Genomic DNA, 25560 nt, shown 5'->3' with positions numbered 1-25560 from the left:
ACGGGAAAGATAGCTGCTTGAATTCCGCGTCAGCCACAGACCCCTTCTAGAAAAACCTGTTTTCATGCAGGGTATTGCTTTCGTAGCGACCAGCTTCCGTCCGTTGCTCAAAGCCGCTATTCTGGGAATTCTCAGGTTCTATTTCTCCTCTTTTGAACGATTTCTTATGCGTTCTCCGTAGACTCCAGTTTTAGGTTCATTTTGTCATTTCCCTGCTCTTCTTCATCATCCAGCTCTTTCATTTCAATCTCTTCTTCATTGCTGGAGAGCATCTTTACGTCCATGCCTAGACTTTGAAGTTCTTTGATTAATACTTTGAACGATTCCGGAACTCCCGGCTCCGGTACATTTTCACCTTTAACAATGGATTCATACGTTTTCACACGACCAACAACATCGTCTGATTTTACCGTCAAGATTTCTTGAAGGGTATAAGCTGCACCATAAGCTTCAAGTGCCCAAACTTCCATTTCTCCAAAGCGCTGACCCCCAAATTGGGCTTTCCCGCCAAGCGGTTGTTGCGTAACAAGGGAATATGGACCGGTTGAACGTGCGTGAAGTTTATCATCGACCATGTGCGCCAGCTTAATCATGTACATGACCCCAACGGAAATTCGGTTATCGTAAGCATCACCGCTGCGTCCATCATACAATACCGTTTTACCGTCTCTGGCCATGCCAGCTTCCTGAAGTGTTTCCCACACATCTTCCTCGCGTGCTCCATCAAATACTGGGGTAGCCATATGGAGGTTAAGATCACGGGCAGCCATGCCTAAATGCATTTCCAGCACTTGTCCGATATTCATTCGGGATGGCACACCAAGCGGGTTTAACATCATGTCAATCGGCGTCCCATCTGGCATATACGGCATATCCTCTTCAGGTAAAATCCGGGAAATGACTCCTTTATTCCCATGACGGCCTGCCATTTTATCTCCTTCGTGAATCTTCCGTTTTTGTACGATATAAACACGAACTAACTGATTGACCCCTGGCGGCAATTCGTCACCATCATCGCGATTGAAAATCTTAACGTCGAGTACAATTCCATCTCCGCCGTGAGGTGAACGTAGTGACGTGTCTCGAACTTCACGTGCCTTCTCACCGAAAATCGCATGAAGCAAACGTTCTTCAGCTGTAAGCTCTGTCATCCCTTTCGGGGTAACTTTACCAACAAGAATGTCGCCATCCTTAATTTCAGCACCGATGCGAATGATTCCCCGTTCATCAAGGTTACGGAGGGCATCTTCACCGATGTTAGGGATATCGCGAGTAATTTCTTCAGGACCTAGTTTTGTATCACGCGATTCAGATTCATACTCCTCAATATGAACCGATGTAAAGACATCATCTTTTACTAGTCGTTCACTGAGAATAATCGCATCTTCAAAGTTGTAACCATCCCATGTCATAAACCCGGTCAATACGTTTCGACCAATGGCCATTTCCCCTTTATCCATGGATGGCCCATCGGCAAGGACTTCTCCTTTTTCAATAACGTCTCCCTCACTTATGATCGGGCGTTGATTGTAGCTAGTGCCTTGGTTGGAACGGATAAACTTAGATAATCTATAAACATCATCATCCGTTTCTACTTCTTTTCCGTTCACTTCTTCAAGGCGGCGGATACGAATTTCCCTAGCAGTCACACGTTTTGCGATCCCGCGATGATGTGCAGTTACAGCAGCTCCTGAATCTTTCGCTGACACGTACTCCATACCTGTACCTATCAATGGTGCATCCGGCTCTAATAAAGGTACTGCCTGACGCTGCATGTTCGCTCCCATTAATGCCCTGTTGGAGTCATCATTTTCAAGGAAAGGAATCGATGCTGTTGCTGCAGAAACGACCTGCTTCGGTGAAACGTCCATATAGTCAATGCGCTCTTTCGCTACGATTGTATTTTCTTCACGAAAGCGTGCAATGATATGATCATCAGCGAATGTACCGTCTTCATGAAGTTTCGCATTCGCCTGTGCAACGACGTAATTCAACTCTTCATCCGCAGTTAAATAATCAACCTGCTCTGAAACGGCCCCTGTTTCCGGGTCCACACGTCGATAAGGTGTCTCCATAAAGCCAAATGCATTCACTTTTGCATAACTGGACAAGGAGTTAATCAATCCAATGTTGGGACCTTCCGGCGTTTCAATTGGACACATCCGACCGTAGTGGGAATAGTGAACGTCACGAACTTCCATGCCCGCGCGCTCTCTTGTTAAACCGCCAGGACCTAGCGCAGATAAACGTCGTTTGTGTGTCAGTTCAGCCAGTGGATTTGTTTGGTCCATAAACTGTGAAAGTTGAGAGCTGCCGAAGAACTCTTTGATAGAAGCAATCACCGGACGGATATTAATTAACGCCTGCGGTGTGATTTGGCCTGGGTCTTGAATCGACATCCGTTCACGAACGACACGTTCCATTCGTGATAACCCAATTCGGAATTGATTTTGCAACAATTCACCAACGGAGCGCAAACGGCGGTTTCCAAGATGGTCAATATCGTCCGTTCCTCCGACACCGTGTAGCAAATTGAAAAAATAACTGATAGAGGCGATAATATCTTCAGCAGTAATGTTCTTGACATTACTATCAATGCCACCATTACCGATTACCTGAATCGTTTGCTCTCCTTCAGTATCATTGGGAGCATAAACTTTTATAGACTGTACGGTAACATCGTGGTCATCTTCTACAATGCCATCAGCAACCGTATAGGTCTTAAATCCGAGGCCGTTTTCAAGGTAAGGAAGCAAGCGGTCAAGCGTTCTTCGATCAATAAGTGCACCTTCCTCAGCAATCACTTCCCCGGTTTCTGGATCAGCGAGCGTTTCAGCAAGCACCTGATTAAAGAGACGATCTTTAATGTGTAATTTTTTATTGATTTTATAGCGCCCGACATTAGCTAAGTCATACCTCTTCGGATCAAAGAAGCGGGATTCCAGCAAACTTCTGGCATTGTCTACCGTAGGAGGTTCACCTGGACGCAACCGCTCATAAATTTCTAATAGTGCCTTTTCCGTATCATCTGTGTTATCTTTTTCTAATGAGTTCCGTAAATACTCATTTTCACCGATCAAATCAAGAATATCCTGATCAGCACCAAAGCCCAGTGCCCGTAACAAGACGGTTACCGGAATTTTACGTGTCCGATCAATACGCACATAGACGATATCTTTTGCATCGGTTTCCATTTCCATCCAGGCTCCCCGGTTTGGAATCACCGTAGCTGTAAAACCTTTCTTTCCATTTTTGTCGGTTTTTCGGCTATAATAAACGCTGGGAGAACGGACAAGTTGGGAAACGATGACACGTTCGGCGCCATTGATAATAAATGTACCTGTATCTGTCATCAATGGAAAATCGCCCATGAATACTTCTTGTTCCTTCACTTCACCAGTCTCCTGGTTCATGAGACGGACTTTCACCCGCAATGGTGCGGAATAAGTAACATCCCGCTCTTTTGATTCTTCAACGGAATACTTCGGATCACCAAGGCTGTAATCGATGAATTCTAACACAAGATTGCCAGTAAAATCTTCAATCGGGGAAATGTCCTGGAACATTTCTTGTATCCCTTCATCAAGAAACCACTGGTATGAAGCTGTTTGAATCTCAATGAGATTAGGAAGATCCATGACTTCACTAATTCTAGCGTAGCTTCTTCGCTGGCGATGGCGTCCATACTGAATGAGTTGACCTGTCAACGAATTCACCCCTCAAATCCGCGTATTGTTTAACGATCCCTAAAAGGCCTCGGCCAGACCTAGCTGCACAGGGAAGGGAAAAAGAACATTCTTCATGAAAAGAATGATGCCGACAGTTATATACAGGAAAGCAAACACATAGTAGAATGAAAAAAAGAGTTAAAGAGAATGCTCAAACAGTCCGGAAAACATTTCCTGCGACAACATCGACGCTAGCGCTCTGGCACCGAACTATGAATCTCTATTATCCCTCTTTTTTGCACACGCAATTAAAATATGGCATTATCGTCATACCAAATTTTTCGCATTCTACTAGTATTCCCCTATCCAATAACCTTTATACTTACCAATCAAAAAATCTCCTTGAAAATCAGACGATTATACGCATTAAATAATAGTACCACGAATAAGGTTAAGAGTCAAACACTTTTTTTGTTTGTACAAGGTCATTTTGCACCTGGCTCTCGAAAGCCTTGCGCCTTAAATACGTAATACCCTTTATCTTTCTCCACTACATTAACTTCTTCGTATAACTCCTGAAGCTTTTTTTTCGCGGAAGGGGCTCCCTGCTTCTTTTGAATCACCATCCATAACGATCCATCCGCCAATAAATAATTGCCTGCTTCTGAAATCATACGATGAACAACTGCTTTTCCTGCCCGAATCGGCGGGTTAGTCACAATGACAGCGAATCGTTCATCATTTCCCAGCCCCGAATAAAGATCTCCTGCTACGACCCTTACCCACGGTGCATTATTTTGAGTAATATTCTTTTCAGCTAGTTGAACCGCTCTTTCGTTTATATCGGTCATGGTTACATCTCGACCCGTTATCTTCGCAAGTGCAATCCCGATCGGACCGTAACCACAGCCCATATCTAATATCTGGCCGTAAATATCCGGTTCCACAAATGCTTCAATCAATAAGCGACTACCGAAATCGATTCCACCTTTTGCAAAAACACCCCGATCCGATGTGAAAGAAAACTTATCATTTCTGATCGAAGTCTCAAAGGCTTGCTCATCGCTTTGAACTTGAGGCTGTTCGTTGTAATAGTGTTCAAGCATCCACCACTTCTCCTCTATCTCCCCAGGTCACCAGTTCCATCACGGAGATTCTAATACAGGCTAAAAAAGCCTCCCCGCTTAAATCAAACAGGGAAGCTTTTACTTGCGCACTTATTTCACTTCAATTTGAGCGCCTGCTTCTTCAAGCTGGCTCTTCATGTCTTCAGCATCTTCTTTGCTTACGCCTTCTTTAAGTGTTTCTGGTGCACCATCAACAAGTGCTTTAGCTTCTTTAAGCCCAAGACCTGTAATACCACGAACCACTTTAATAACGTTGATCTTGGAAGAGCCTGCGTCACTCAATACAACGTTAAATTCTGTTTGTTCTTCTTCGGCGGCTTCTCCACTGTCACCGCCGCCAACAGCGACTGGTGCTGCTGCAGTAACACCAAATTCTTCTTCAATAGCTTTTACAAGATCGTTCAATTCAAGAACGGTCATTCCTTTGATTTCTTCAATAATTTGTTCTTTTGCCATTTTTACTTCCTCCTTCTATTGTTTAGGATTCTTCTCCGTTTTCTTCTTTTTGATCAGCGACAGCTTTGGAAGCCAAAGCAAAATTTCGTAACGGCGCTTGTAACACACTGAGAAGCATAGCGACAAGTCCATCGTAGGAAGGAAGTTCGGCGATTTGCTTAATATCTTCAACCGCTGTTACATCTCCCTGGATAATCCCTGTCTTAATTTCAAGCTCTTTATTTTCCTTAGAAAAGTTATGCAAGACTTTTGCAGCCGCCACTGCATCTGTACGACTGGTGGCAATCGCTGTAGGGCCGACGAGAAATTCATCTATCCCTGTAAAGTTCGTCTCTTCTGTCGCACGACGCGTCATCGTGTTCTTGTAAACTTTAAATTCAACATCAGCTTCACGAAGTTGACGGCGCAATTCAGTAGACTGGGCAACATTGAGGCCGCGATAATCAACGAGAATAACGGATTCACTATTCGAAAGCTTCTCAGCAATCTCATTAACAACCGTCTGTTTTTGCTCGATGACTGTACTCATTATTCCACCTCCTGATAAGTTTATTGCCGTTATCGTATCTTACTAAAAACCTGGCTTTTCCTAAGCTTTTATATTGTCAATGCATGAACATATAAAAGGACCTTTTTATACTGTACTCGCAGACATAAAAAGGTCCTCACATTCAGAAAAACGTTCTCTATGACGTAAGATACCTCGGCAGGAAATTAAGTACACGCATGTACACCTGCTGTCTACGGCTCGAAAATTATATTTTATTTAACAAACATTAGTATAAGAAATGGTTGCGAGGATGTCAAGCATTCAAACCGGCAGTAGTTACTTTTACACCTGGCCCCATCGAAGAGGAAACAGCAATGTTGCGTAAATAGGTCCCTTTAGCTGCAGAAGGCTTTTCTTTCAAAAGCGTATCGACAATCATCTTCAGGTTTTCGTTCAACTGCTCAACATCGAACGATACTTTCCCGATCGGAACATGAACATTTCCTGCTTTTTCTACACGATACTCAACTTTACCAGCTTTGATTTCATTCACTGCTTGAGTAATGTCCATGGTTACTGTCCCCGTTTTAGGGTTTGGCATAAGCCCCCTTGGACCAAGTACACGGCCCAGCTTACCAACTTGAGCCATCATATCCGGTGTCGCTACGACGACATCAAAATCCAACCATCCTTGTTGGATACGGTTAACAAGATCATCCTCACCTACAAAATCTGCACCCGCTTCTTCAGCTTCTTTCGCTTTTTCACCTTTAGCAAAAACGAGAACACGCTGGGTTTTTCCAGTTCCGTGAGGAAGAACGACGGCACCGCGGATTTGCTGGTCGGCTTTACGTGGATCTACTCCTAAACGAACAGCCGCTTCAACTGTTTCATCAAAATTCGCCGGAGCGATTTTTTTCACCAGTTCTAAAGCTTCAACAGACGGATACTGATAGGACGAATCCACTTGTTTTTTCGCATCTACAATTTTTTTACCTTGTGTTTTAGGCACTTATTTCAACTCCTCTTTTGTGGTTTTAACGGTTTAACCTCCCACGTTTGACCATAACCTTCCTCCTCAAACGAAGGCTGCGAATCCAACTATTTCGCAACCTAAGCAAATGAGATTGAGATTATGGCCTTTTAACGATTAACCTTCAATCGTGATTCCCATGCTTCTTGCAGTGCCTTCAATCATCCGCACTGCTGCATCTGTATCCTCAGCATTTAAATCTTGCATTTTTGCTTCCGCAATTTCACGAACTTGATCGGCAGTTACCTTGCCAACCTTCGTCTTGTGCGGTTCACCAGAACCACCACTAATACCTGCAGCTTCCTTAAGCAATACAGGAGCTGGTGGAGTCTTTGTAACAAACGTAAACGAGCGATCCTCGTAAACGGTGATTTCAACAGGAATAATCGTCCCTGCTTGCTCTTGAGTACGAGCATTAAATTCTTTACAAAAGCCCATAATATTTACACCAGCCTGACCAAGGGCAGGACCGACTGGCGGTGCCGGGTTGGCTTTACCTGCAGGAATCTGTAGCTTAACTACCTTCTCTATCTTTCTAGCCACGCGACACACCTCCTTCGTTCATATTGTGGTGTTTCGGGCAGAGACACCCTCCCACTCATTCGCTCGATCATTTGACCGAAAAAGCAAACACCAAAAATCATATCATCTCAGCGGATAAACCGCAAGTCCTAATGAAACTACTAGTTGATTTTTTCAACTTGATGAAACTCTAACTCCACAGGTGTTTCACGACCAAACATGTTTACATGAACTTTAACCTTTTGTTTCTCGGCAATAATTTCCTCGACAGTACCTGTGAAATCTGTAAACGGCCCTTCTTTCACCTTCACCGATTCTTTCAAATCAAGATCAATCTCAGTTTTTGGTTCATCTTCTCCCATTTGCCTTAAGATCGAATCGACCTCATCCGGCAAAAGAGAAGTCGGCTTTGTACCCGCTCCAGAAGAGCCAACAAACCCAGTTACTCCAGGAGTATTACGAACGACGTACCAAGAGTCGTCGGTCATAACCATCTCAACGATAACATACCCCGGAAATGTCTTTTTCGTGACCGTCTTCGTCTTGCCATCCTTCGTTTCTTTCTCTTCTTCCACAGGAACGAGCACCCGAAAGATTTTATCGAGCATTTCCATAGAATCCACACGCTTTTCAAGATTGATCTTCACCCGATTTTCATAACCGGAATACGTGTGTACTACATACCAGTTTTTCTCCATATCATATCGGACCGGCTGATCCCTCTCCTCCTTCCTTAATCACACATTCATTTTTACTTGGTATCATCTTACTAATCTATCCAAATCACCTAGGCAAGAAACGTTTCGAAAAGATAAGATAATCCGGCATCTACCAGCGCAAAAAAGATCGTTATGAAAATGACCGTAACGATCACGATTCTCGTGTACTTGAACAACTCCCTCGGCGTCGGCCAAGTCACACGTTTCATTTCCTTTCCGACTTCGCGCAGGAATTTCCAGCTACTTCTAAAAATCCCGGCCATTGTAAGACACCCCCAGTGCCTGTCCACACATAACATTTATAAAATATTTTCAAACATAAAAAAACAACCGTAACCGGTGTTTTAAGTATCATCCTTTATAAATTTACGTTCACATATTTATGCCTTTAAATACTATCATAAAAAGACTTATCTGTCAATTTGTTGAGTTTCAAAAGTTCCGAGCCATAAAAGAAGAGCACTCACAGGGAGACGGTCCTCCGAACCATCATTCCTGCAGTCCCCCTCATCTCACTAAATATCAAAAACCATCGAAGATTCTGTCATTTAATACCGTGCTAAAGTGCAACCCCCTTTATTTCTGCAAAACGTTCTAGTTTACGTTTCACGCGTTGCAATGCGTTATCAATTGACTTCACATGCCGATTAACATCTGCAGAAATTTCCTGATAAGAGCGACCATCCAGATAAAGTCGAAGTACTTCTTGTTCGAGATCGCTCAATACTTCAGAAATTTTTAATTCTATGTCGTCGAGTTCTTCTTGGTTAATTAATACTTCCTCAGGGTTACTGACTACCGAGCTACAAACGACGTCCATAAGGGTTCGATCGGAGTCCTCATCATAAATGGGCTTGTCTAAGGATACATAAGAATTCATAGGGATATGCTTTTGACGGGTAGCAGTTTTGATCGCGGTAATAATTTGTCGTGTAATACATAGCTCCGCAAAAGCACGAAATGAGGAAAGCTTGTCTCCTTTAAAATCACGAATCGCTTTATAGAGACCAATCATGCCCTCTTGCACAATATCTTCATGATCAGCCCCGATCAAGAAATAGGCGCGAGCTTTCCCCCGTACAAAATTTTTGTACTTGTGAATCAGTTGTTCCAACGCAGTGGAGTCTCCGCGGTGCACATTTTTTACAAGCTTCTCGTCTTCTGTCTCCTCAACGTTACGATGTTTCTTCTCTATGAGGTGTGCATTCACAACAATCCCTCGCCCCCAACTTTCGATGTGTACCTTAGTATATAGGAGTCTTAAACATCACGTCAATAACTCAACCGTCATTTCGACGCCACTTGTCAAAAAATTCAGCGACTTCCTTCGATATAACAAAATTTTTATGCTGAGTTTCTTTTTTTACTTGCGAAACGCTCTTGGAAATATGCTGTTCCACATCGTTCATCTGAATTCTTAATTCACGCGCAGATGTACGCAGTCCGCCACTCCCAAATGTAACGGATTGCTCAACATAATCGGAGGTTGCTACGTACACTTGGGTTTCAATATTTTTCAGTTGAGTTACCAGTTTTTCAATGCGTTCATCGGCTGTTTCCCGCTGCCGTGTATAGACGACTTCAACACGATGCTGTGAATGGTTGCTCCCGGTTCCTTTCACCATGTGGGCATCGAAGACAATGATCACTCTTCTACCCGTAACGGCTTGATATTCAGCCATCTTTTCAATGAGTAAATCACGCGCTTCGATGAGCGAATGCTCTTTAACCTTTTTTAATTCCGGCCAGTCGCCTACGATATTATAACCATCGACAAGCACAATCTCCTTCATCCCGAAACATCTCCTACAGGGTGCCTTTTCCGTTGCACCTCATACATGAGAAGGCTGCAAGAGACAGCGGCATTCAAAGAAGAAACCTCCCCAAGAAGCGGGATGCGAAATAGAAAATCACATGATTCCCTTACGAGGCGGCTCATTCCCTTTCCTTCACTGCCAATCACTAAGGCAATAGGCATATCACCATCAAGTTCGCGGTAATCGGCTTGTCCACGTGCATCGCTGCCCACCATCCACAATCCCTGTTTTTTAAGTTCAGCCATCGTGCGCGAAAGATTTGTGACTTTAACAACGGGTACATGTTCAATGGCTCCTGTAGATGCTTTTGCTACTGTCCGGGTAAGACCACAAGCCCCATGTTTAGGAACAATCACACCGTCTGCACCAGCTGCATCTGCACTTCTTAAAATCGACCCCAAATTTTGCGGATCTTCGATCCCATCTAAAATAAGGAAAAATGGCGCCTGTTCTTTTTGAGCCGCGCGTTCAAAGAGCGTATCCAATTCCGCGTATTCATAAGCAGAGATGGAAGCGGCAATTCCCTGATGATTTTTCTGACCTGTAAGTTGGTCGATTTTTTGCCGGGGAACGTATTGAATGACGATATTTTTTTCTTTAGCCTTGGAGATGATTGCTTGAATGGATGCTTTTTTAATTCCTTCAGCCACCCAAATTTTCTGGACGGAAGAAGAGGATTGAAGAGCCTCAAGAACAGGATTTCGGCCGATTAACCATTCAGATTGATTTTTCACTATTCTCCCTCCCATTCTCGCGGCACATCCGAAAATAACTCCGTTAAACGTTCATCCTCTTCGGTAAGATGCAGATATCCGATAAGCGCTTCAAAACCTGTACTATGCCGGTACGTTGTTACATCTGTATTTTTCGGAATTCCACCGGATTTTGCATTGCGGCCACGGCGAACGATGGCTTCTTCACTCGCAGATAGCCGCTTGTTGTCCAACCAATAGTGTAAAAGGTCCGCCTGTGCCTTGGCACTGACAAAAGAAGTCACTTTATCATGCAGTTGTTGCGGGCGCGTATAACCTGCCTGCAACAACTGCATCCGTACGTATAATTCATAAACCGCGTCACCAATATAAGCGAGCGCAAGACCATTCACCTGCCTGGCATCAACCGTGCTCATAATGAGGACACCCGCTTCCAACGCGTCCCTTGGGGTGTATCTTCAAGTACAATTCCCTTTTCTTTTAGTAAATCGCGAATTCGGTCCGCTTCTTGAAAATTTTTATGCTCTCGCGCTTTTACCCGTTGTTCAATATAATCCTCGATGTCTTCAGACAATAGCTCTTCCTCTGCAAAAAATGAGAGCCCTAAAACCTCGCCCCACTCTTCGAATGTATTCATGACCTCCTGTAATACTTCTTTAGAAGTATGGGGCTCTTGCAAATAGAGGTTTCCCTCTTTCACAAAATCAAAAAGAACAGTAATCGCATTTGCAGAGTTAAAATCATCGTCCATTTCATGAATGAAGCGACCTTTAAAGGTCTGAATCTTTTTCAACCATTCCGTACCATCCGCAAAATCTGCACTCGTCCGGTGACGGTGGCGGACGTTTTCTAAGAAGTTACGAATTCTGGAAAGCCCTGCTCCTGAGGCTTCTACCAACTCGGAATTAAAATTCAATGGATGACGATAGTGCGCTTGTAAAATAAAAAAGCGAATGACTTGAGGATCATGTTCACGTATCAATTCATTGACTAAAACAAAATTCCCGAGGGACTTTGACATTTTTTCATTATCAATCTGAATATAGCCATTGTGAAGCCAATAATTTGCCATTTGCTGCCCCGTTAATGCTTCTGATTGGGCCACTTCATTTTCATGGTGCGGGAAGGCCAGATCCTGCCCTCCAGCATGGATATCAATGGTATCCCCTAAATATTTTTTCACCATGGCGGAGCATTCAATATGCCAACCTGGACGTCCATACCCCCATGGACTGTCCCAGGAGACTTCGTCCTCTTTCGCCCGCTTCCAAAGCGAAAAGTCCAGCGGATCTTGCTTTTGCTCTCCCACCTCGATACGGGCACCGGCCTGAAGATCATCGGTGGATTGTCCGGAGAGCTTCCCATAATCCGGAAAAGATTTCGTTTTAAAGTAAACGTCCCCACCGGATTCGTATGCGTATCCTTTTTCGATTAACGCTTCAATAAAGGCAATAATATCATCCATCGTCTCCGTTACACGCGGATGAATATCTGCTCGTTTCACTCCCAAGGCAGAGGTGTCCTCGAAAAATTTGTCTATAAACTTTTCCGCTAAAGCAAACACATCTTCTCCTGCTTCTTGCGCCGCATTTATGATCTTATCATCGACATCCGTAAAATTGGTCACATACTGAACGTCATACCCGCGATAAATCAGGTAGCGTCGAATCATATCAAAGACGACAGCAGGTCTTGCATTGCCAATATGGATATAGTTATAGACTGTGGGTCCGCACACGTACATGTTGACCTTACCCTCTTCAATGGGGCGAAACGTCTCTTTTTGTTTCGTTAACGTGTTGTACATTTGTACACCCATCGTTTTCACTCCTGTTCCGTTTTCTTCCTGAGCTCTTTAAGCTCTAGTCGTAGCCTTTCTACTTCTTTTTCTAGCGCCGTAAAACGGTCATCTTCGGGATCTGGCAAAAGGTGGTGCTGTAGGTCGTGATTGACCTTCACCCCATCCTGGACAACAACCCGTCCAGGGATACCTACAACCGTTGAATTGGGCGGAACTTCATTGAGTACAACTGCTCCACCCCCAATATTGGAATGGTGCCCGATTCGCATCGACCCCAACACTTTTGCACCCGTTGCGAGTAATACATGATCTTCAATTGTCGGGTGCCTTTTTCCTTTTTCTTTCCCCGTTCCACCAAGCGTCACGCCTTGATAGATGGTGACATCATTACCAATTTCACACGTTTCTCCAATGACAACTCCCATGCCGTGATCGATAAATAAACGCTCCCCGATTACAGCACCAGGATGGATTTCAATCCCGGTAAAAAAACGGCTGATTTGCGAAAGCAGTCGTGCCAGCAGATAACGGCGCTTACGCCAGAGCCAGTGGGCAATGCGATGACTCCAAACTGCATGCACACCTGAATATGTCAAAGCGACCTCGAAACGGTTTCTTGCCGCTGGATCCCGGGAAAAGACCACATCTAAATCTCGCTTAAATCTCCGCCACATAGCTTCCCCCTCATGCTTATGCAGTCATTCTCCTCTCCTTGACTGCTATTCATTTACCCGAGCTTAGCATTTCTTCTATTTAGTTTAACCTAATCCGTTAAATAAAAAAAACTCTGTGCTTATTCGCACAGAGACGTTTATCACGCGGTCCCACTCTGTTAGAGCCATTAGGGAATATCTGAACAGCTCCACTTATACGAGGTAACGGTCGTGACCCGCTTTAGCCTACTGTTGTTCAACTAAAGACTCTAAGGGGCATTCAGCGAGTATTTCTTCAGCTGCTTCCACCATTGCAGCTGTCTCTGGAAAGAAACGCACCCGCTTACTCTTCCTTATCAACGTGCTTCTATATAAGAATGAACAATAACCCTTCGATCTCCGTCAGCTAACTTCTTCACTCCCCTGTTATGAAGGCAACATTCTGGAAAGTGCTTTAGCTCTCAAAAGCTACGTCTTCACAAACTCTCGGCTCTTATTTGAATACATACTATTATATACGTGTACAAAAAGGACATAGTGACTAAAACTCTCGTCTATTTTTCTAAATGACGGGCCTCTTCGAGCCTTGCCTGTACCGTCTCCTTGCCAAGAAGCGCGATCGCCTGAGGTAATTCTGGGCCGTGCGTTTGTCCGGTCACTGCTGCCCGAATAGGCATGAACAATTGCTTCCCTTTATGCCCCGTTTCTTTTTGTGTAGCTTTTATCGCCTTTTTGATTTCAGGGGCTTCAAATGTTTCTACGTTATTCAGTTGCTCAGAAAATGATGCCATCACTTCTGGGACGTGGTCATCAGAGAGCACCGTTCGCGCATCGCCCTCATAGGAAATCGTTGATTGGAAGAAAAGGGAAGTTAACTCCACAAATTCCTCTGCGTAGTGCATTTGTTCTTGATAAATCTCAACGAGTTTTTTCAACCATTCACGATCTTCGTTGGTGTAATTTTCATCCAGCTGATCTGCTTTTTGCAAATGTGGAATCACAAGGTCTGTCAGCCGCTCGGGGTCTGCATCTTTCATGTATCGATTGTTCACCCAAGCAAGCTTATCCTTGTCAAAGACAGCCGGAGCTTTTGAGACACGATCAAGGCTGAATTTTTCAATCAGTTCATCCATCGTGAAAATTTCTTCTTCACTACCTGGAGACCATCCTAGGAGAGCCAGGAAGTTCAAGAGAGCTTCCGGTAAATATCCGGAATCCCTATATTGCTCAACGAATTGCATGATCGTTTCATCCCGCTTGCTCATTTTTTGCCGATCTTCATTAAGAATTAATGGGGCATGGGCAAAGCGCGGCTGTTCAAGCCCATATGCGTTATATAAAAGAGCTTGTCTCGGCGCATTGGATAAGTGTTCTTCCCCACGGATCACGTGTGATATCTTCATCAAATAATCATCGATGACAACAGCAAAGTTATACGTCGGTACACCATCAGAACGAGCGATAACAAAGTCACCAATCCCGTCCGTATCAAAACTCACTTCCCCGCGGATCACGTCATCAATAACAACCGAATCCTCATCGTCAGGGACCCGGAAACGGACGACAGGTTGAATCCCCTGTTCTTCGTAGGCCTGCTGTTGTTCTCTCGTTAAATCGCGATCCCGCCCGCTATACATAGGCATCTCACCGCGGGCGACCTGCGCTTCCCGTTCAGCCTCCAGCTCCTCTGTTGTCATATAACAATAATAGGCCTTTTTTTCTTCGATCAATTGCTTAAGATATTTTTCGTAGATGCCGAAACGTTCACTGCTGCGGTACGGCGCGTATGGCCCCCCGTTTTCAATGCTTTCATCCCAATCCAAACCGAGCCATTTCAGGCTTTGCATTAATTTATCAGTTGCATCTTCAATATTACGAGCCTGATCCGTATCTTCAATCCGTACGATAAACTTTCCGTTATGATGACGGGCAAACAAATAATTAAACAAAGCCTGCCTTGCGCCACCGATATGTAAATGTCCTGTTGGGCTTGGCGCAAACCGTACACGCACTTCTTGTGTCATCGCTAATCCCTTCCTATTCTTACGTCCTTATCATTTCTTATAAGATTGTATCATGAACATGATTTGTTTTGTAGTAAAACCGTAACCATTGCTGCCATCCCTTCCTTACGGCCTGTGAATCCCATTTTCTCGGACGTGGTCGCTTTCACATTCACCTGAGAGATTTCGGCTTGCAATAGCTCAGCAATTTTTTCCCGCATTGGTGAAATGTAAGGAGCCATCTTAGGTTTCTCGGCTACAATCGTACAATCCAGATTTCCAAGTGTATATCCTTTGCCCTCGACCAACGCGTACACGTCTTTTAATAACCCGGCAGAATCAGCACCAGAAAACGTAGGGTCTGTATCTGGAAAATGGTGACCAATATCCCCTTCTGCGATCGCACCAAGACAGGCATCAGCAATGGCGTGAAGCAAAACATCGGCATCTGAATGCCCTTTGAGCCCCCATTCATAAGGGATGTTTACGCCGCCAACAATCAGCGACTCACCTTTTGCAAAGGTATGTACATCAAAGCCTTGCCCTATTCTCATGCTGATCTTCCTTTCTACCTTCTAAAATCATCTCAGCAATACTGATATCATAAGGAGTTGTTAACTTTATATTCTCTTCACTTCCTGGAACAAGATGGATATGACCGCCGATATGCTCAACAAGACTTGCATCATCCGTTCCAAGGAACTCCGATGTTCTAGCTCCCTCATGAGCCCGCTTAAGAAGTTCGACAGGAAAAGCTTGTGGTGTTTGCACCGACCAAAGCTCATCACGCATCAACGTTTCGGTGACGATCTGGTCAGCGGAGCCTTTTTTAATTGTATCTTTCACCCTTGCCGCCAGCACCGCACCAGCATTCGCAGAGACTTTATTGATCAATTGATGGATCTCTTCCTGCCGGACGAAAGGACGGGCACCATCATGAACTAACACAACACCCTCATCATGGTTAATTTCTTGTAGACCTGCATAGACGCTCTCTTGTCGTTCTCTCCCTCCAGAGACAACAGCCTGAACCTTTGTAACCTCATAATGAGCAAATAATTGTTTCATATCCTCGATTTCATCGAAATTTGCAACAACGATAATTTGGTGGCAAGCTTCATCCTTTTGGAACACTTGCAGTGTACGGATAATGAGGGGAAGGGACCGAATTTGTAAAAACTGCTTGTTTCTGCCTGCATTCATGCGCTTCCCTTGCCCAGCTGCAGGTATGATGACCGTATACGTCATAGGTATGGTGCACCCCTTTTAGAGGATGTTCAAAAAAGTCCGGAAACATCAGTAATCGTGCTGTTGAATTTCCCTTTTTGAACTCGTTCTTAGAATTACAATCATTATCATACAATCGAAAGACCGCGGAAAGCAACTGGCAGCTTTGCCAAGCCTTCCGCGGCGATAATGATAAGAAGATGTTCAAAACGCCCGGGGACAAACAACGGAAACCACTTTTCCTTCGTAGGGAGTGCCGCGAAGCGTCATGTTTGTTTTTGTCCTCCTCTATAAAACACACACCATAAAGATGATAAATATCTTAACGATTTGCTCACGTAGCGATAGGTTTAACCTATACGTTAAAAATTAAAGGGCTTTTTCCATCATTTTCGGTTTAGCAAAGATCATCCGGCCGGCACTTGTCTGAAGCACACTCGTAACAACGACATCAATCTGATGTCCGATGTATGACCGACCATCCTCAATGACAATCATCGTTCCGTCATCCAGGTAGCCAACTCCTTGATCCTCTTCTTTTCCATCCTTGATCACTTGGACAGACATATCTTCCCCTGGCAGCACAACAGGTTTAACAGCATTAGCCAGATCGTTAATATTTAAGACAGCTACCCCTTGCAAATCGCACACTTTATTTAAATTAAAATCATTCGTTACAACAATTCCAGAAGTTGTTTGTGCTAGTTTTACAAGTTTACTATCCACGGCTTGAATATCTTCAAAATCAATATCTTCAATTTTCACCTGAACCGGAAGCTCTTTTTGGATTTGATTAAGAATATCAAGGCCGCGACGTCCTCGATTGCGTTTCAGTGCATCCGATGAATCCGCGATATGCTGCAGCTCATCAAGAACGAATTTAGGGATCACAACTGTGCCTTCAAGAAACCCTGTCCGGCATACATCAGCTATTCGTCCATCGATAATCACGCTCGTATCAAAGATCTTCAGAGGAAATGCATTTTGAGAGTTTTCATCTCCCAGATAATGATCGGTGCTTCCATCATCTTTTTTCCGTTCTTTATTCGCGTTTCTTCCTAAGTTCCCTACGAGAGCGACAATCTCATCCCGCTTTTGCGAACCAATTCTAAAACCATAATACCCAAATATAACAGTCATAAATATGGGGACCACCTGACTAATCACGGGTATCTGCACTTCCCCTAAAGGAAGACCGATGAGAAAGGCTACCATTAACCCAAACATTAAACCTAACGTGCCAAATAATACATTCGTGATCGGCGCTTTTATGATCGCTTCCTCGATCACGCCTAATGCCTTCACAATGGGGTCAGCCACCCACATTGATAGAATAAAGAATAACAATGCGCCAATACCGCCGCCTACATATTCATTTAATAACCAAGCAGGAAGCTCCACATGATCTAAGGATGAAATAAGTTCAGATATAAATATAAAACCAAGGGCCCCGCCTACGACGACAAAAAACACTTGCACCATTCTTTTTAACATGATCATTCACCTCCCTGACCTCATTATTATAACCAAATGGTGTTTAATCTAACCTCTGAAACTCAGTTTCATTTAAAAATTTTCCAAGTAGCATTTATGGTTGAAGGAACACCCCTGCTTACACAGAGTGTTTCCCTCCTATTATAAAGTGTAGACCTTACAAAACCTTATCAGTAGGATTAAATATGACGATCAATAAACAATTGTTCTTGTACCCGCTGAATCCCTTCCTTCACCATATTCGCCCTTGTTTCACCAATCCCCTCTACCCTGTCTAATTCCTCTAAACTTGCATGACTAAAAGCATCTAGTGTTCCAAAATAATCGACGATATTATCGATAATCGATGATGGCAGGCGAGGAATTCTATGCAGCAAACGGTATCCACGCGGAAGCAATGTCCGATCCTGATCCTCTTTTTTCCGTGCCTTCCCAAGCAATCGTAAAATCATATCATCATTCAGTGGTTTTCGCTCGGAAAGAACCTGCAAATCATGAAAGGCTTCCGAAGCATCAATTTGCTCATCATTCACATAATCTTTCAGTAGTAAAAACGCTTCTTGTTCTACATTATTTAAGAGCTCATTGAGTTGCATCGTAATCAATCGCCCTTCGTTCCCTAGCTCATGAACATACGTAATCAGCTCTCTTTTCACTCTTAAAACCATTTCCACTCGATGAATGACTTGTGAAACGTCTTGAAAAGTAACGAGATTTTCAAATTCCAAGGCACCTAGATTGGTAATGCTCTGGTCCAATACGGCTTTGTATTTTTCCAGTGTTTGAATAGCCTGGTTTGCCTTGGTAAGGATGACCCCCATATCCTTGAGGGTATAGCGGTGATCTGTTTGATAGAGCGTAATCACGTTCCGGCGTTCGGATATGGCAATCACCAACTCTCCCGTTGTTTTAGCCACACGTTCAGCTGTCCGATGCCGCATGCCAGTTTCATTTGAATGAATTTTACTATCCGGGACAAGCTGTACATTTGCGAATAAAATTTTCTGAGCATTTTTACTCAGAATAATCGCACCATCCATTTTCGCTAATTCGTAAAGTTGGGCAGGTGTATAATCAGCCTCAATTTGAAAACCTCCATCCACAATTTTCCTTACGGAATCACTGAAGCCGACGATAATTAATCCGCCTGTACGGGCACGCAACACGTTATCAACACCCTCCCTTAGCGGTGTACCTGGAGCCAAAAATGGAAAGACATTGTTGATAAAGTGCGCACGATCACGATCTTTCATTTGTGCACCTCCCTATGACCACGTTCTTGCCCGCTCTTCAAGCATCACGTCCAACGCTTCTTCAAGGGTACCAACTCCGATACAGTGCATATGATCAGGTGTTTTCCATCCCCCCATATTTTTGGAAGGAATGATGCACCGCTCAAACCCTAATTTTGCACTTTCATTTACCCTTTCCTGAATCCGGGAAACCCTGCGTATTTCTCCTGTTAAACCAACCTCACCAATGGCAACATCGGTCGGTCTCGTCACTTGATTGCGGAAACTCGAAGCAATGCTTACGGCAATAGCCAAATCAACTGCCGGCTCATCAAGCTTAACGCCTCCGGCAACATTAATGTAAGCGTCTTGATTTTGTAAGAGCATACCTACCCGTCTTTCCAAGACTGCCATTAATAAAGCAACCCGATTATGATCAACCCCTGTCGCTGTACGCCGGGGGTTGGCATAACTAGTTGGGGCTACTAGTGCTTGTAGTTCCACCAAAACCGGACGTGTGCCTTCTAGAGATGCCGTGACAGTTGCGCCCGCAACACCTTCTGATCGCTCCTCCAGAAAAATTTCTGAAGGGTTAAGGACTTCACGCAAGCCTTCTTCATTCATTTCAAAAATGCCAATTTCATTTGTAGAACCAAATCGATTTTTCACCGCACGCAAAATTCGAAATGTGTGATGGCGCTCCCCTTCGAAATAGAGCACCGCATCTACCATATGTTCAAGCATTTTCGGTCCGGCAATCGCCCCCTGTTTCGTTACATGCCCGACAACAAAAACAGATATGCCCCGTGACTTCGCCAAATTCATAAAGGCAGATGTTGACTCTCGTACTTGAGCAACACTTCCAGGTGCGGATGTGATATCCGGTGTCTGCATGGTCTGGATGGAATCAATGATAACGAGGTCCGGTTGAACCATATCCACCGCTTGCTCAATCACCACAGTGTCCGTTTCCGTGAGCACATATAATGCATCCGCATGTGCGTGCAAACGTTCAGCCCGCATTTTCGTTTGTTTGACCGATTCTTCCCCTGAAATATACAACACTTTTTTATTTTCCTCTGCCAAAAGCGCTGAAAGTTGCAAAAGAAGCGTAGATTTTCCTATCCCCGGATCCCCGCCTACAAGGACGAGCGACCCCGGAACAATGCCTCCACCGAGCACCCGGTTTAATTCCGAAAGTTTCGTCGTCATGCGTTGTTCATTTTCACGGCTAATCTGACTTATTGGCTGTGGACGATTTGAAACGTTGGCACGCCCCGTACCTTCAGCCCGTTTTGATGTTGGGGTCTCCATCTCTTCAACGAGTGTATTCCAGTTTTGGCATGAAGGGCAGCGTCCCATCCACTTCCGAGATTCATAGCCGCATTCCTGACAAATAAATTTTGTCTTTGTTTTCGCCATCCTGCTCCTCCTTGATGTCATTGTATGTAAGGTAATGCCTGACTCATTGCTTCACAAAACTGAATGTGAATAGAAAAGCCGGGTGCTTGCTTACCCGGCTTCATAGACCCTTACGTCGGAGCTTTTGACTTTAATTCAACCTCGAACTGGCCATCTTTATAATCAATGACGGCTGTATGCCCCTTTTCGATATTGCCCCTTAGCAATTCATCCGACAAACGATCCTCCACTTGCTTTTGCAGAGCACGGCGAAGTGGACGTGCCCCATATTCAGGGTCAAACCCTTCATCGGCAATTTTGTTTTGGGCTTCATCCGTTAGTTCAAAGTCAATTTCTTGTTCATTTAAACGTTTTTTCAATTCATCTGCCATGAGGCCTACGATTTCTTTAATGTGTTTCTTCTCAAGGCTGTGGAAGACAATCGTTTCATCGATTCTGTTTAAGAACTCTGGACGGAACGTTTTCTTTAGTTCTTCGAGCACCTTATTTCTCATATCTTCATATTTATGGTCAGAATTATTGGTCGCAAATCCTACTGATTTGTTGTGCAAGAGGGAAGCAGCCCCCACATTAGAGGTCATAATAATGGCCGTATTTCTAAAGTCTACCTTACGACCCTTAGAGTCTGTAAGATGGCCATCTTCTAACACCTGTAACAGAATATTAAATACATCAGGGTGTGCTTTTTCAATTTCGTCCAATAAAATAACCGAATAGGGGCGCTGACGAACTTTCTCCGTTAGTTGACCACCCTCATCATAACCGACATATCCAGGAGGGGAGCCTACGAGTCGGCTCGTTGTATATTTTTCCATATACTCCGACATGTCGATCCGTAATACGGCCTCTTCATCACCGAAGAGCGTTTCCGCAACGGCACGTGCGAGTTCTGTCTTCCCGACCCCGGTAGGTCCCAGGAAGATAAATGACCCAATCGGACGGTTAGGATCTTTTAAGCCAGCACGTGCACGACGCACTGCTTTAGAAACTGCCACGACAGCTTCATCTTGCCCAACAACACGCCCATGTAGGATGTCTTCCATCCGCAACAGCCGCTCTGTCTCTTCCTCAGCTAGCTTGGTGACAGGAATACCGGTCCAGCTCGCAACAACTTCGGCAATATCATTCATTGTAACTTCCGTATTCTCTTGCCCCTGTTTTTCCTTCCATTCATCCTTAAGTTGATCAAGCTCTTGACGCAGACGTTGTTCGCTATCCCGAAGAGATGCTGCTTTTTCAAATTCCTGGCTTTGGACAGCTGCATCTTTTTCCTTACGGGTTTCATCCAATTTTTGTTCCATCTCTTTTAAATCTGGCGGGGCTGTATACGAACGAAGCCTTACCTTTGAAGCAGCTTCATCTATCAAGTCAATGGCTTTGTCCGGAAGATAACGATCTGAAATATAACGATCAGACATTCTGACTGCTTCCTCAATCGCCTCATCCGTAATCGTCACCCGGTGATGCGCTTCGTAGCGATCACGGAGCCCACTTAGAATTTGCCCGGATTCTTCTAATGTAGGTTCGTCAACCTGAATGGGTTGAAAACGACGCTCAAGAGCCGCGTCCTTCTCAATATAACGGCGATATTCATCAAGGGTGGTGGCCCCAATACATTGAAGATCTCCACGTGCCAGAGAAGGCTTTAAAATGTTAGAAGCATCAATTGCGCCTTCCGCACCGCCGGCACCGATTAATGTGTGGAGTTCATCAATAAATAAAATTACATTACCGGCTTGACGAATTTCTTCCATCACTTTTTTCAAACGATCTTCAAATTCCCCACGGTATTTTGTACCGGCAACAACCGTCCCCATATCAAGGGTCATGACCCGTTTATTCCGTAATGTCTCCGGAACTTCGTTGGAAATAATGGATTGGGCAAGACCTTCAGCTACAGCCGTCTTCCCAACGCCCGGCTCACCGATTAATACAGGGTTATTTTTCGTTCTTCTTGATAAAACCTGAATGACGCGTTGAATTTCTTTTTCCCTTCCAATAACAGGGTCAAGATTTTCCTCTTTTGCTACTGCTGTTAAATCACGTGCCAAGCTATCAAGCGTTGGTGTATTGACGCTTCCTCCAGCTGCACCTCCACCTTGCTGAGTATTGCTTCCGGAAGATTCATTGCTACCGAGCAGTTGCAGCACTTGTTGACGTGCTTTGTTCAGACTTACACCTAAATTATTTAGCACACGTGCTGCTACCCCTTCACCTTCTCGAATTAGACCAAGAAGGATATGCTCCGTTCCAACGTATGAATGACCAAGCTTACGTGCTTCATCCATGGAAAGTTCAATCACTTTCTTTGCACGTGGAGTGTAATGAGGAGTTTGTTTGTTTACAGCCCCATTTCCTTCATGGCCAATAAGATTTTCGACCTCTTGTTGGACCTGATCCGAAGCTAAGTTAAGTGCTTGTAGAGCTTTAGCAGCAATTCCATCGCCTTCCCGAAGCAATCCTAACAAAATATGCTCCGTTCCTATATTCGTATGACCAAGCCGAACAGCCTCTTCCTGTGCAAGCGCAAGAACCTTCTGCGCCCTCTCTGTAAAGCGGCCAAACATCATGGTCGGTCACCTCCATCATTAAGATTTTCTAATTTCAACCTCTCACGAATTAACGTTGCCCGCCTTTCATCACGTTCTTCCGGGGATAATTGTTGCTTTGCAAACTGTTGGAGAAAAGCAGGCTGAATCAAAATCATCAACTCATTAAGGATATTACCCTGTATACCTTGAATTAAATCAAGATCAATCCCTAACCGAAGGTTGGATAAGTGTCTCCCAGCTTCCTTGGATTCGATGATTCGGCTGTTTGCCAGAATTCCGTAGGAACGATGAACTTGATCAACCAGTTGTAATTGATTATGCTCTTGCAAATTTTTCCTTGTCATACGTTCGCGTTCGATGAGTTGAAGAACAACACCACGCAGTTCCTCAATGATATCTTCTTCTGACTTTCCAAGCGTCATCTGATTAGAAATTTGAAAGAGGTCCCCTCTAGCTTCGCTACCTTCGCCGTAAATTCCTCTAACAACAAGACCTAATTGACTAATCGCAGGTAAAATTCGATTCAACTGTTTCGTAGTGGTCAGCGCCGGAAGATGCATCATCACGGAGGCACGCAGCCCTGTACCAACATTTGTAGGGCAACTGGTCAAATATCCTTTTTTCTCATCAAAAGCATAATCCACATAGGATTCAATCCAATCATCAAGATCACTCGCTACCTTATAACCTGGCCCAAGTTGAAAACCAGAAAACAAGCATTGAATCCTTAAATGATCCTCTTCATTTACCATCATACTGACCGATTCGTCGTTGTTCAACACAACGGCTGCCTGCGTTGATTCTTCAGCAAGCTGGGGACTTGTAAGATGTTTTTCTACAAGGACCGTCTTTTCGATCTCTGAAAGACCATCAATCGGTATCCACGTCAGTTTTCCAATCCGTTCATCACTCGGTTGTGGCAAGCGCTCATGCACATGTTTATAAAGTGCTTTTGACGCATCCTCAGATGACTTAAACGGGAAGGGAAATTCCTCAACATTTCGAGCCAACCTTATACGAGTGCTCATAACAATGTCATCATCAGGACCTGTTTCTTTCATCCAAGGGCTGATTGCTTCAGAGATAAACTTCTCTAAAGACATTATTCATCTCCCTCCTTCCCCTGTGCATCTTCAAGATTCCGAATCCGATCCCGGACTTCGGCCGCACGTTCAAATTCCTCATTATGAATGTGCTCCTGCATTTCTGCTTTTAACTTCGCTACCTCTCGTTGGACCTTCAACCGTCCGCCTGCACGTTCTGGAATCTTACCAGTATGTGTATGATTCCCCCCGTGGACACGCTTGAGGATCGGATCTAGTTTAGCACTAAATGCTTTGTAACAATGGGAACATCCAAATCGGCTATTCTTTACAAAATCTTTATAGTATAATCCGCACTTTTGACAGCGAAGAGCCTCCTCTTGATTTGCCCGTTGAGAATAGCCAACATTCGTTCCTATACTCGGATCTAGATTTAGTAAGCCAGACAGAAGGTCGTGGATGGAATAACTATTGGAACCGGGTAAATCATCCCCTTTTTCTTTTGCACACATTTCACAAAGATGCATTTCATTTTTTTTACCATTAACGATTTTCGTGAAATGTAGTGTAGCTTTCCGATGATCACATTCCTGACACCGCATCAGCTCCGCTCCCCTCTGTTTATATTTTATATTTTAAACTTGATAGCATGGCTTTCAGTACGTTCGCACGAATGGCATCACGGTGAGATGGCATTGGTAGAGCAATGACCTCTCGCTCAATCGTTGCGAGCATAATATTACCTTCACGTTTACTAATCGCGCCTTCCTCTAATAAACGCAGTATAATACTTTTTCCAGTATCTTGATCAATCGAACCCCCAATAAGCTCGATTAATTGATCATATAAATCGAGGTGGTCCGTATGCTGCACTTTCGTAATACGGATGTAGCCACCCCCCCCTCTTTTACTTTCTACAATATATCCTTTCTCAACAGTAAACCGAGTACGAATGACATAATTAATTTGAGAAGGTACACATTCAAAATGCTTTGCAAGTTCACTTCTTTTAATTTCAATTAAATCCCGCTCTTGATCAGTCATTATTGATTTCAAGTAACGTTCGATTACATCGGATATATTCTGTCCCAACCCTTTCACCTCCTGACCTTGACTATCTTTGACTATAATATAATATATATTCTCTTCAGTTGCAAGCAATGCGTCATAGAGGTTTTCACAAAATTAACATCCCTTATACCAGCATAGCCCTCATTAAATCCATTCATGCCTTTTACTTTAATAAACTTCTACATAAAAAAAACAGACTAGCAATGCTGTCTGTGTTCGTTAAAAAATGGTGGAGCCTAGCGGGATCGAACCGCTGACCTCCTGCGTGCAAAGCAGGCGCTCTCCCGGCTGAGCTAAGGCCCCGTATATTTAATTATAGGCTTGAGTTAAGATGGTGGGCCTGAGTGGACTCGAACCACCGACCTCACGCTTATCAGGCGTGCGCTCTCACCAACTGAGCTACAGGCCCATCTACTCAAGATAGCAGTTGCCCGCTCAAAACTGAATGAAAGCTAAAGCGTGTCGTTCGGGCCTTCGGCTAGAAGGCCCCTGTGCTCCTTAGAAAGGAGGTGATCCA

Annotated in this window: 24 protein-coding genes, 2 tRNA genes and 2 other annotated features; all 26 genes read right to left on the bottom strand. The window is 44.1% G+C overall.

Annotation, left to right across the window (positions count from 1 at the left end; genetic code table 11):
- Positions 1 to 164: 164 nt before the first annotated feature.
- The 26 genes from rpoB to HNR44_RS16695 all read right to left on the bottom strand — a co-directional run bounded on the left by rpoB (position 165) and on the right by HNR44_RS16695 (position 25452).
- A complete protein-coding gene (gene rpoB, locus HNR44_RS16820) occupies positions 165 to 3707 on the bottom strand; it encodes a DNA-directed RNA polymerase subunit beta (RefSeq protein WP_184405629.1) in 3543 nt (1180 codons plus the stop codon).
- Between the two features lie 446 nt (positions 3708 to 4153).
- Positions 4154 to 4774, bottom strand: coding sequence for a class I SAM-dependent methyltransferase (locus HNR44_RS16815; RefSeq protein ID WP_184405627.1), 621 nt, complete (start codon positions 4772 to 4774; stop codon positions 4154 to 4156).
- 111 nt (positions 4775 to 4885) lie between these two features.
- Positions 4886 to 5251, bottom strand: a complete 366-nt coding sequence (gene rplL / locus HNR44_RS16810; RefSeq protein ID WP_184405625.1) for a 50S ribosomal protein L7/L12 — start codon at positions 5249 to 5251, stop codon at positions 4886 to 4888.
- 22 nt (positions 5252 to 5273) lie between these two features.
- Positions 5274 to 5780 carry a 50S ribosomal protein L10 gene (gene rplJ, locus HNR44_RS16805; RefSeq protein ID WP_184405623.1) on the bottom strand — a complete coding sequence of 169 codons (507 nt, stop codon included), beginning with the start codon at positions 5778 to 5780 and terminating at the stop codon, positions 5274 to 5276.
- Positions 5781 to 5863: 83 nt separating this feature from the next.
- Positions 5864 to 6016, bottom strand: a sequence feature (ribosomal protein L10 leader region).
- A gap of 38 nt (positions 6017 to 6054) precedes the next feature.
- Entirely contained in the window at positions 6055 to 6753 is a 699-nt protein-coding gene (gene rplA / locus HNR44_RS16800; protein ID WP_184405620.1) for a 50S ribosomal protein L1, read from the bottom strand.
- A 138-nt stretch (positions 6754 to 6891) separates the two neighbouring features.
- Complete coding sequence (rplK, locus tag HNR44_RS16795; protein WP_184405618.1) at positions 6892 to 7317, bottom strand: 50S ribosomal protein L11; 426 nt, start codon at positions 7315 to 7317, stop codon at positions 6892 to 6894.
- A gap of 140 nt (positions 7318 to 7457) precedes the next feature.
- The gene (nusG, locus tag HNR44_RS16790) at positions 7458 to 7994 is read right to left on the bottom strand and encodes a transcription termination/antitermination protein NusG (protein ID WP_184405615.1); all 537 of its coding nucleotides are present in this window, start codon (positions 7992 to 7994) and stop codon (positions 7458 to 7460) included.
- Positions 7995 to 8083: 89 nt separating this feature from the next.
- Complete coding sequence (secE, locus tag HNR44_RS16785) at positions 8084 to 8278, bottom strand: preprotein translocase subunit SecE (RefSeq protein ID WP_184405612.1); 195 nt, start codon at positions 8276 to 8278, stop codon at positions 8084 to 8086.
- 296 nt (positions 8279 to 8574) lie between these two features.
- Positions 8575 to 9225 (bottom strand): RNA polymerase sporulation sigma factor SigH, encoded by a 651-nt coding sequence (gene sigH, locus HNR44_RS16780; RefSeq protein WP_184405609.1) that lies wholly within the window; start codon positions 9223 to 9225, stop codon positions 8575 to 8577.
- Positions 9226 to 9295: 70 nt separating this feature from the next.
- Positions 9296 to 9808: an NYN domain-containing protein gene (locus HNR44_RS16775; protein WP_184405606.1), complete on the bottom strand. Its 513-nt coding sequence runs from the start codon at positions 9806 to 9808 to the stop codon at positions 9296 to 9298.
- Positions 9805 to 10566, bottom strand: coding sequence for a 23S rRNA (guanosine(2251)-2'-O)-methyltransferase RlmB (gene rlmB, locus HNR44_RS16770; protein ID WP_343069571.1), 762 nt, complete (start codon positions 10564 to 10566; stop codon positions 9805 to 9807). The genes HNR44_RS16775 and rlmB overlap by 4 nt, the downstream gene beginning before the upstream one ends.
- Entirely contained in the window at positions 10566 to 10961 is a 396-nt protein-coding gene (locus HNR44_RS16765; RefSeq protein WP_184405601.1) for a Mini-ribonuclease 3, read from the bottom strand. The genes rlmB and HNR44_RS16765 overlap by 1 nt, the downstream gene beginning before the upstream one ends.
- Positions 10958 to 12364: a cysteine--tRNA ligase gene (cysS, locus tag HNR44_RS16760; RefSeq protein WP_184405598.1), complete on the bottom strand. Its 1407-nt coding sequence runs from the start codon at positions 12362 to 12364 to the stop codon at positions 10958 to 10960. Before cysS ends, HNR44_RS16765 begins: the two co-directional genes overlap by 4 nt.
- A gap of 5 nt (positions 12365 to 12369) precedes the next feature.
- Entirely contained in the window at positions 12370 to 13020 is a 651-nt protein-coding gene (cysE, locus tag HNR44_RS16755) for a serine O-acetyltransferase (RefSeq protein ID WP_184405596.1), read from the bottom strand.
- Positions 13021 to 13146: 126 nt separating this feature from the next.
- Positions 13147 to 13368: a binding site (T-box leader), on the bottom strand.
- A 185-nt stretch (positions 13369 to 13553) separates the two neighbouring features.
- On the bottom strand, positions 13554 to 15023 hold the full coding sequence (gene gltX / locus HNR44_RS16750) for a glutamate--tRNA ligase (RefSeq protein WP_184405593.1): 1470 nt from the start codon (positions 15021 to 15023) through the stop codon (positions 13554 to 13556).
- Between the two features lie 50 nt (positions 15024 to 15073).
- Positions 15074 to 15556, bottom strand: coding sequence for a 2-C-methyl-D-erythritol 2,4-cyclodiphosphate synthase (ispF, locus tag HNR44_RS16745; protein ID WP_184405590.1), 483 nt, complete (start codon positions 15554 to 15556; stop codon positions 15074 to 15076).
- Positions 15534 to 16250 (bottom strand): 2-C-methyl-D-erythritol 4-phosphate cytidylyltransferase, encoded by a 717-nt coding sequence (gene ispD, locus HNR44_RS16740; protein WP_184405587.1) that lies wholly within the window; start codon positions 16248 to 16250, stop codon positions 15534 to 15536. The genes ispF and ispD overlap by 23 nt, the downstream gene beginning before the upstream one ends.
- Positions 16251 to 16598: 348 nt before the next feature.
- Positions 16599 to 17723, bottom strand: coding sequence for a PIN/TRAM domain-containing protein (locus HNR44_RS16735; RefSeq protein WP_184405585.1), 1125 nt, complete (start codon positions 17721 to 17723; stop codon positions 16599 to 16601).
- A gap of 179 nt (positions 17724 to 17902) precedes the next feature.
- A complete protein-coding gene (disA, locus tag HNR44_RS16730; protein ID WP_184405583.1) occupies positions 17903 to 18976 on the bottom strand; it encodes a DNA integrity scanning diadenylate cyclase DisA in 1074 nt (357 codons plus the stop codon).
- Positions 18977 to 18988: 12 nt separating this feature from the next.
- Entirely contained in the window at positions 18989 to 20377 is a 1389-nt protein-coding gene (gene radA / locus HNR44_RS16725; RefSeq protein ID WP_184405580.1) for a DNA repair protein RadA, read from the bottom strand.
- Positions 20378 to 20487: 110 nt separating this feature from the next.
- A complete protein-coding gene (locus tag HNR44_RS16720) occupies positions 20488 to 22947 on the bottom strand; it encodes an ATP-dependent Clp protease ATP-binding subunit (RefSeq protein WP_221434340.1) in 2460 nt (819 codons plus the stop codon).
- Positions 22944 to 24032, bottom strand: a complete 1089-nt coding sequence (gene mcsB, locus HNR44_RS16715; protein ID WP_184405578.1) for a protein-arginine kinase McsB — start codon at positions 24030 to 24032, stop codon at positions 22944 to 22946. Before mcsB ends, HNR44_RS16720 begins: the two co-directional genes overlap by 4 nt.
- The gene (mcsA, locus tag HNR44_RS16710; RefSeq protein ID WP_184405575.1) at positions 24032 to 24574 is read right to left on the bottom strand and encodes a protein-arginine kinase activator protein McsA; all 543 of its coding nucleotides are present in this window, start codon (positions 24572 to 24574) and stop codon (positions 24032 to 24034) included. The genes mcsB and mcsA overlap by 1 nt, the downstream gene beginning before the upstream one ends.
- Positions 24575 to 24593: 19 nt before the next feature.
- On the bottom strand, positions 24594 to 25064 hold the full coding sequence (locus tag HNR44_RS16705; protein WP_184405572.1) for a CtsR family transcriptional regulator: 471 nt from the start codon (positions 25062 to 25064) through the stop codon (positions 24594 to 24596).
- Between the two features lie 206 nt (positions 25065 to 25270).
- Positions 25271 to 25346: transfer RNA gene (locus HNR44_RS16700), tRNA-Ala, on the bottom strand.
- 29 nt (positions 25347 to 25375) lie between these two features.
- Positions 25376 to 25452: transfer RNA gene (locus HNR44_RS16695), tRNA-Ile, on the bottom strand.
- Positions 25453 to 25560 lie beyond the last annotated feature (108 nt).

Origin of the sequence: Geomicrobium halophilum (assembly GCF_014207655.1) — a bacterium.
Classification (GTDB): Bacteria; Bacillota; Bacilli; order Bacillales; family Marinococcaceae; genus Geomicrobium; species Geomicrobium halophilum.
Note: the sequence above shows the minus strand (reverse complement) of the source record. Positions and strands in the feature narration are given on the sequence as shown.

Excerpts from the sequence above, each read along its gene's own strand:
- HNR44_RS16815 (WP_184405627.1), bottom strand. The coding sequence starts at position 4,774 with ATGCTTGAACACTATTACAACGAACAGCCTCAAGTTCAAAGCGATGAG.
- rplL (WP_184405625.1), bottom strand. The coding sequence starts at position 5,251 with ATGGCAAAAGAACAAATTATTGAAGAAATCAAAGGAATGACCGTTCTT.
- rplJ (WP_184405623.1), bottom strand. The coding sequence starts at position 5,780 with ATGAGTACAGTCATCGAGCAAAAACAGACGGTTGTTAATGAGATTGCT.
- nusG (WP_184405615.1), bottom strand. The coding sequence starts at position 7,994 with ATGGAGAAAAACTGGTATGTAGTACACACGTATTCCGGTTATGAAAAT.
- secE (WP_184405612.1), bottom strand. The coding sequence starts at position 8,278 with ATGGCCGGGATTTTTAGAAGTAGCTGGAAATTCCTGCGCGAAGTCGGA.
- HNR44_RS16775 (WP_184405606.1), bottom strand. The coding sequence starts at position 9,808 with ATGAAGGAGATTGTGCTTGTCGATGGTTATAATATCGTAGGCGACTGG.
- HNR44_RS16765 (WP_184405601.1), bottom strand. The coding sequence starts at position 10,961 with ATGAGCACGGTTGATGCCAGGCAGGTGAATGGTCTTGCGCTCGCTTAT.
- cysS (WP_184405598.1), bottom strand. The coding sequence starts at position 12,364 with ATGGGTGTACAAATGTACAACACGTTAACGAAACAAAAAGAGACGTTT.
- cysE (WP_184405596.1), bottom strand. The coding sequence starts at position 13,020 with ATGTGGCGGAGATTTAAGCGAGATTTAGATGTGGTCTTTTCCCGGGAT.
- gltX (WP_184405593.1), bottom strand. The coding sequence starts at position 15,023 with ATGACACAAGAAGTGCGTGTACGGTTTGCGCCAAGCCCAACAGGACAT.
- ispF (WP_184405590.1), bottom strand. The coding sequence starts at position 15,556 with ATGAGAATAGGGCAAGGCTTTGATGTACATACCTTTGCAAAAGGTGAG.
- ispD (WP_184405587.1), bottom strand. The coding sequence starts at position 16,250 with ATGACGTATACGGTCATCATACCTGCAGCTGGGCAAGGGAAGCGCATG.
- HNR44_RS16735 (WP_184405585.1), bottom strand. The coding sequence starts at position 17,723 with ATGTTAAAAAGAATGGTGCAAGTGTTTTTTGTCGTCGTAGGCGGGGCC.
- disA (WP_184405583.1), bottom strand. The coding sequence starts at position 18,976 with ATGAAAGATCGTGATCGTGCGCACTTTATCAACAATGTCTTTCCATTT.
- radA (WP_184405580.1), bottom strand. The coding sequence starts at position 20,377 with ATGGCGAAAACAAAGACAAAATTTATTTGTCAGGAATGCGGCTATGAA.
- HNR44_RS16720 (WP_221434340.1), bottom strand. The coding sequence starts at position 22,947 with ATGATGTTTGGCCGCTTTACAGAGAGGGCGCAGAAGGTTCTTGCGCTT.
- mcsB (WP_184405578.1), bottom strand. The coding sequence starts at position 24,032 with ATGTCTTTAGAGAAGTTTATCTCTGAAGCAATCAGCCCTTGGATGAAA.
- mcsA (WP_184405575.1), bottom strand. The coding sequence starts at position 24,574 with ATGCGGTGTCAGGAATGTGATCATCGGAAAGCTACACTACATTTCACG.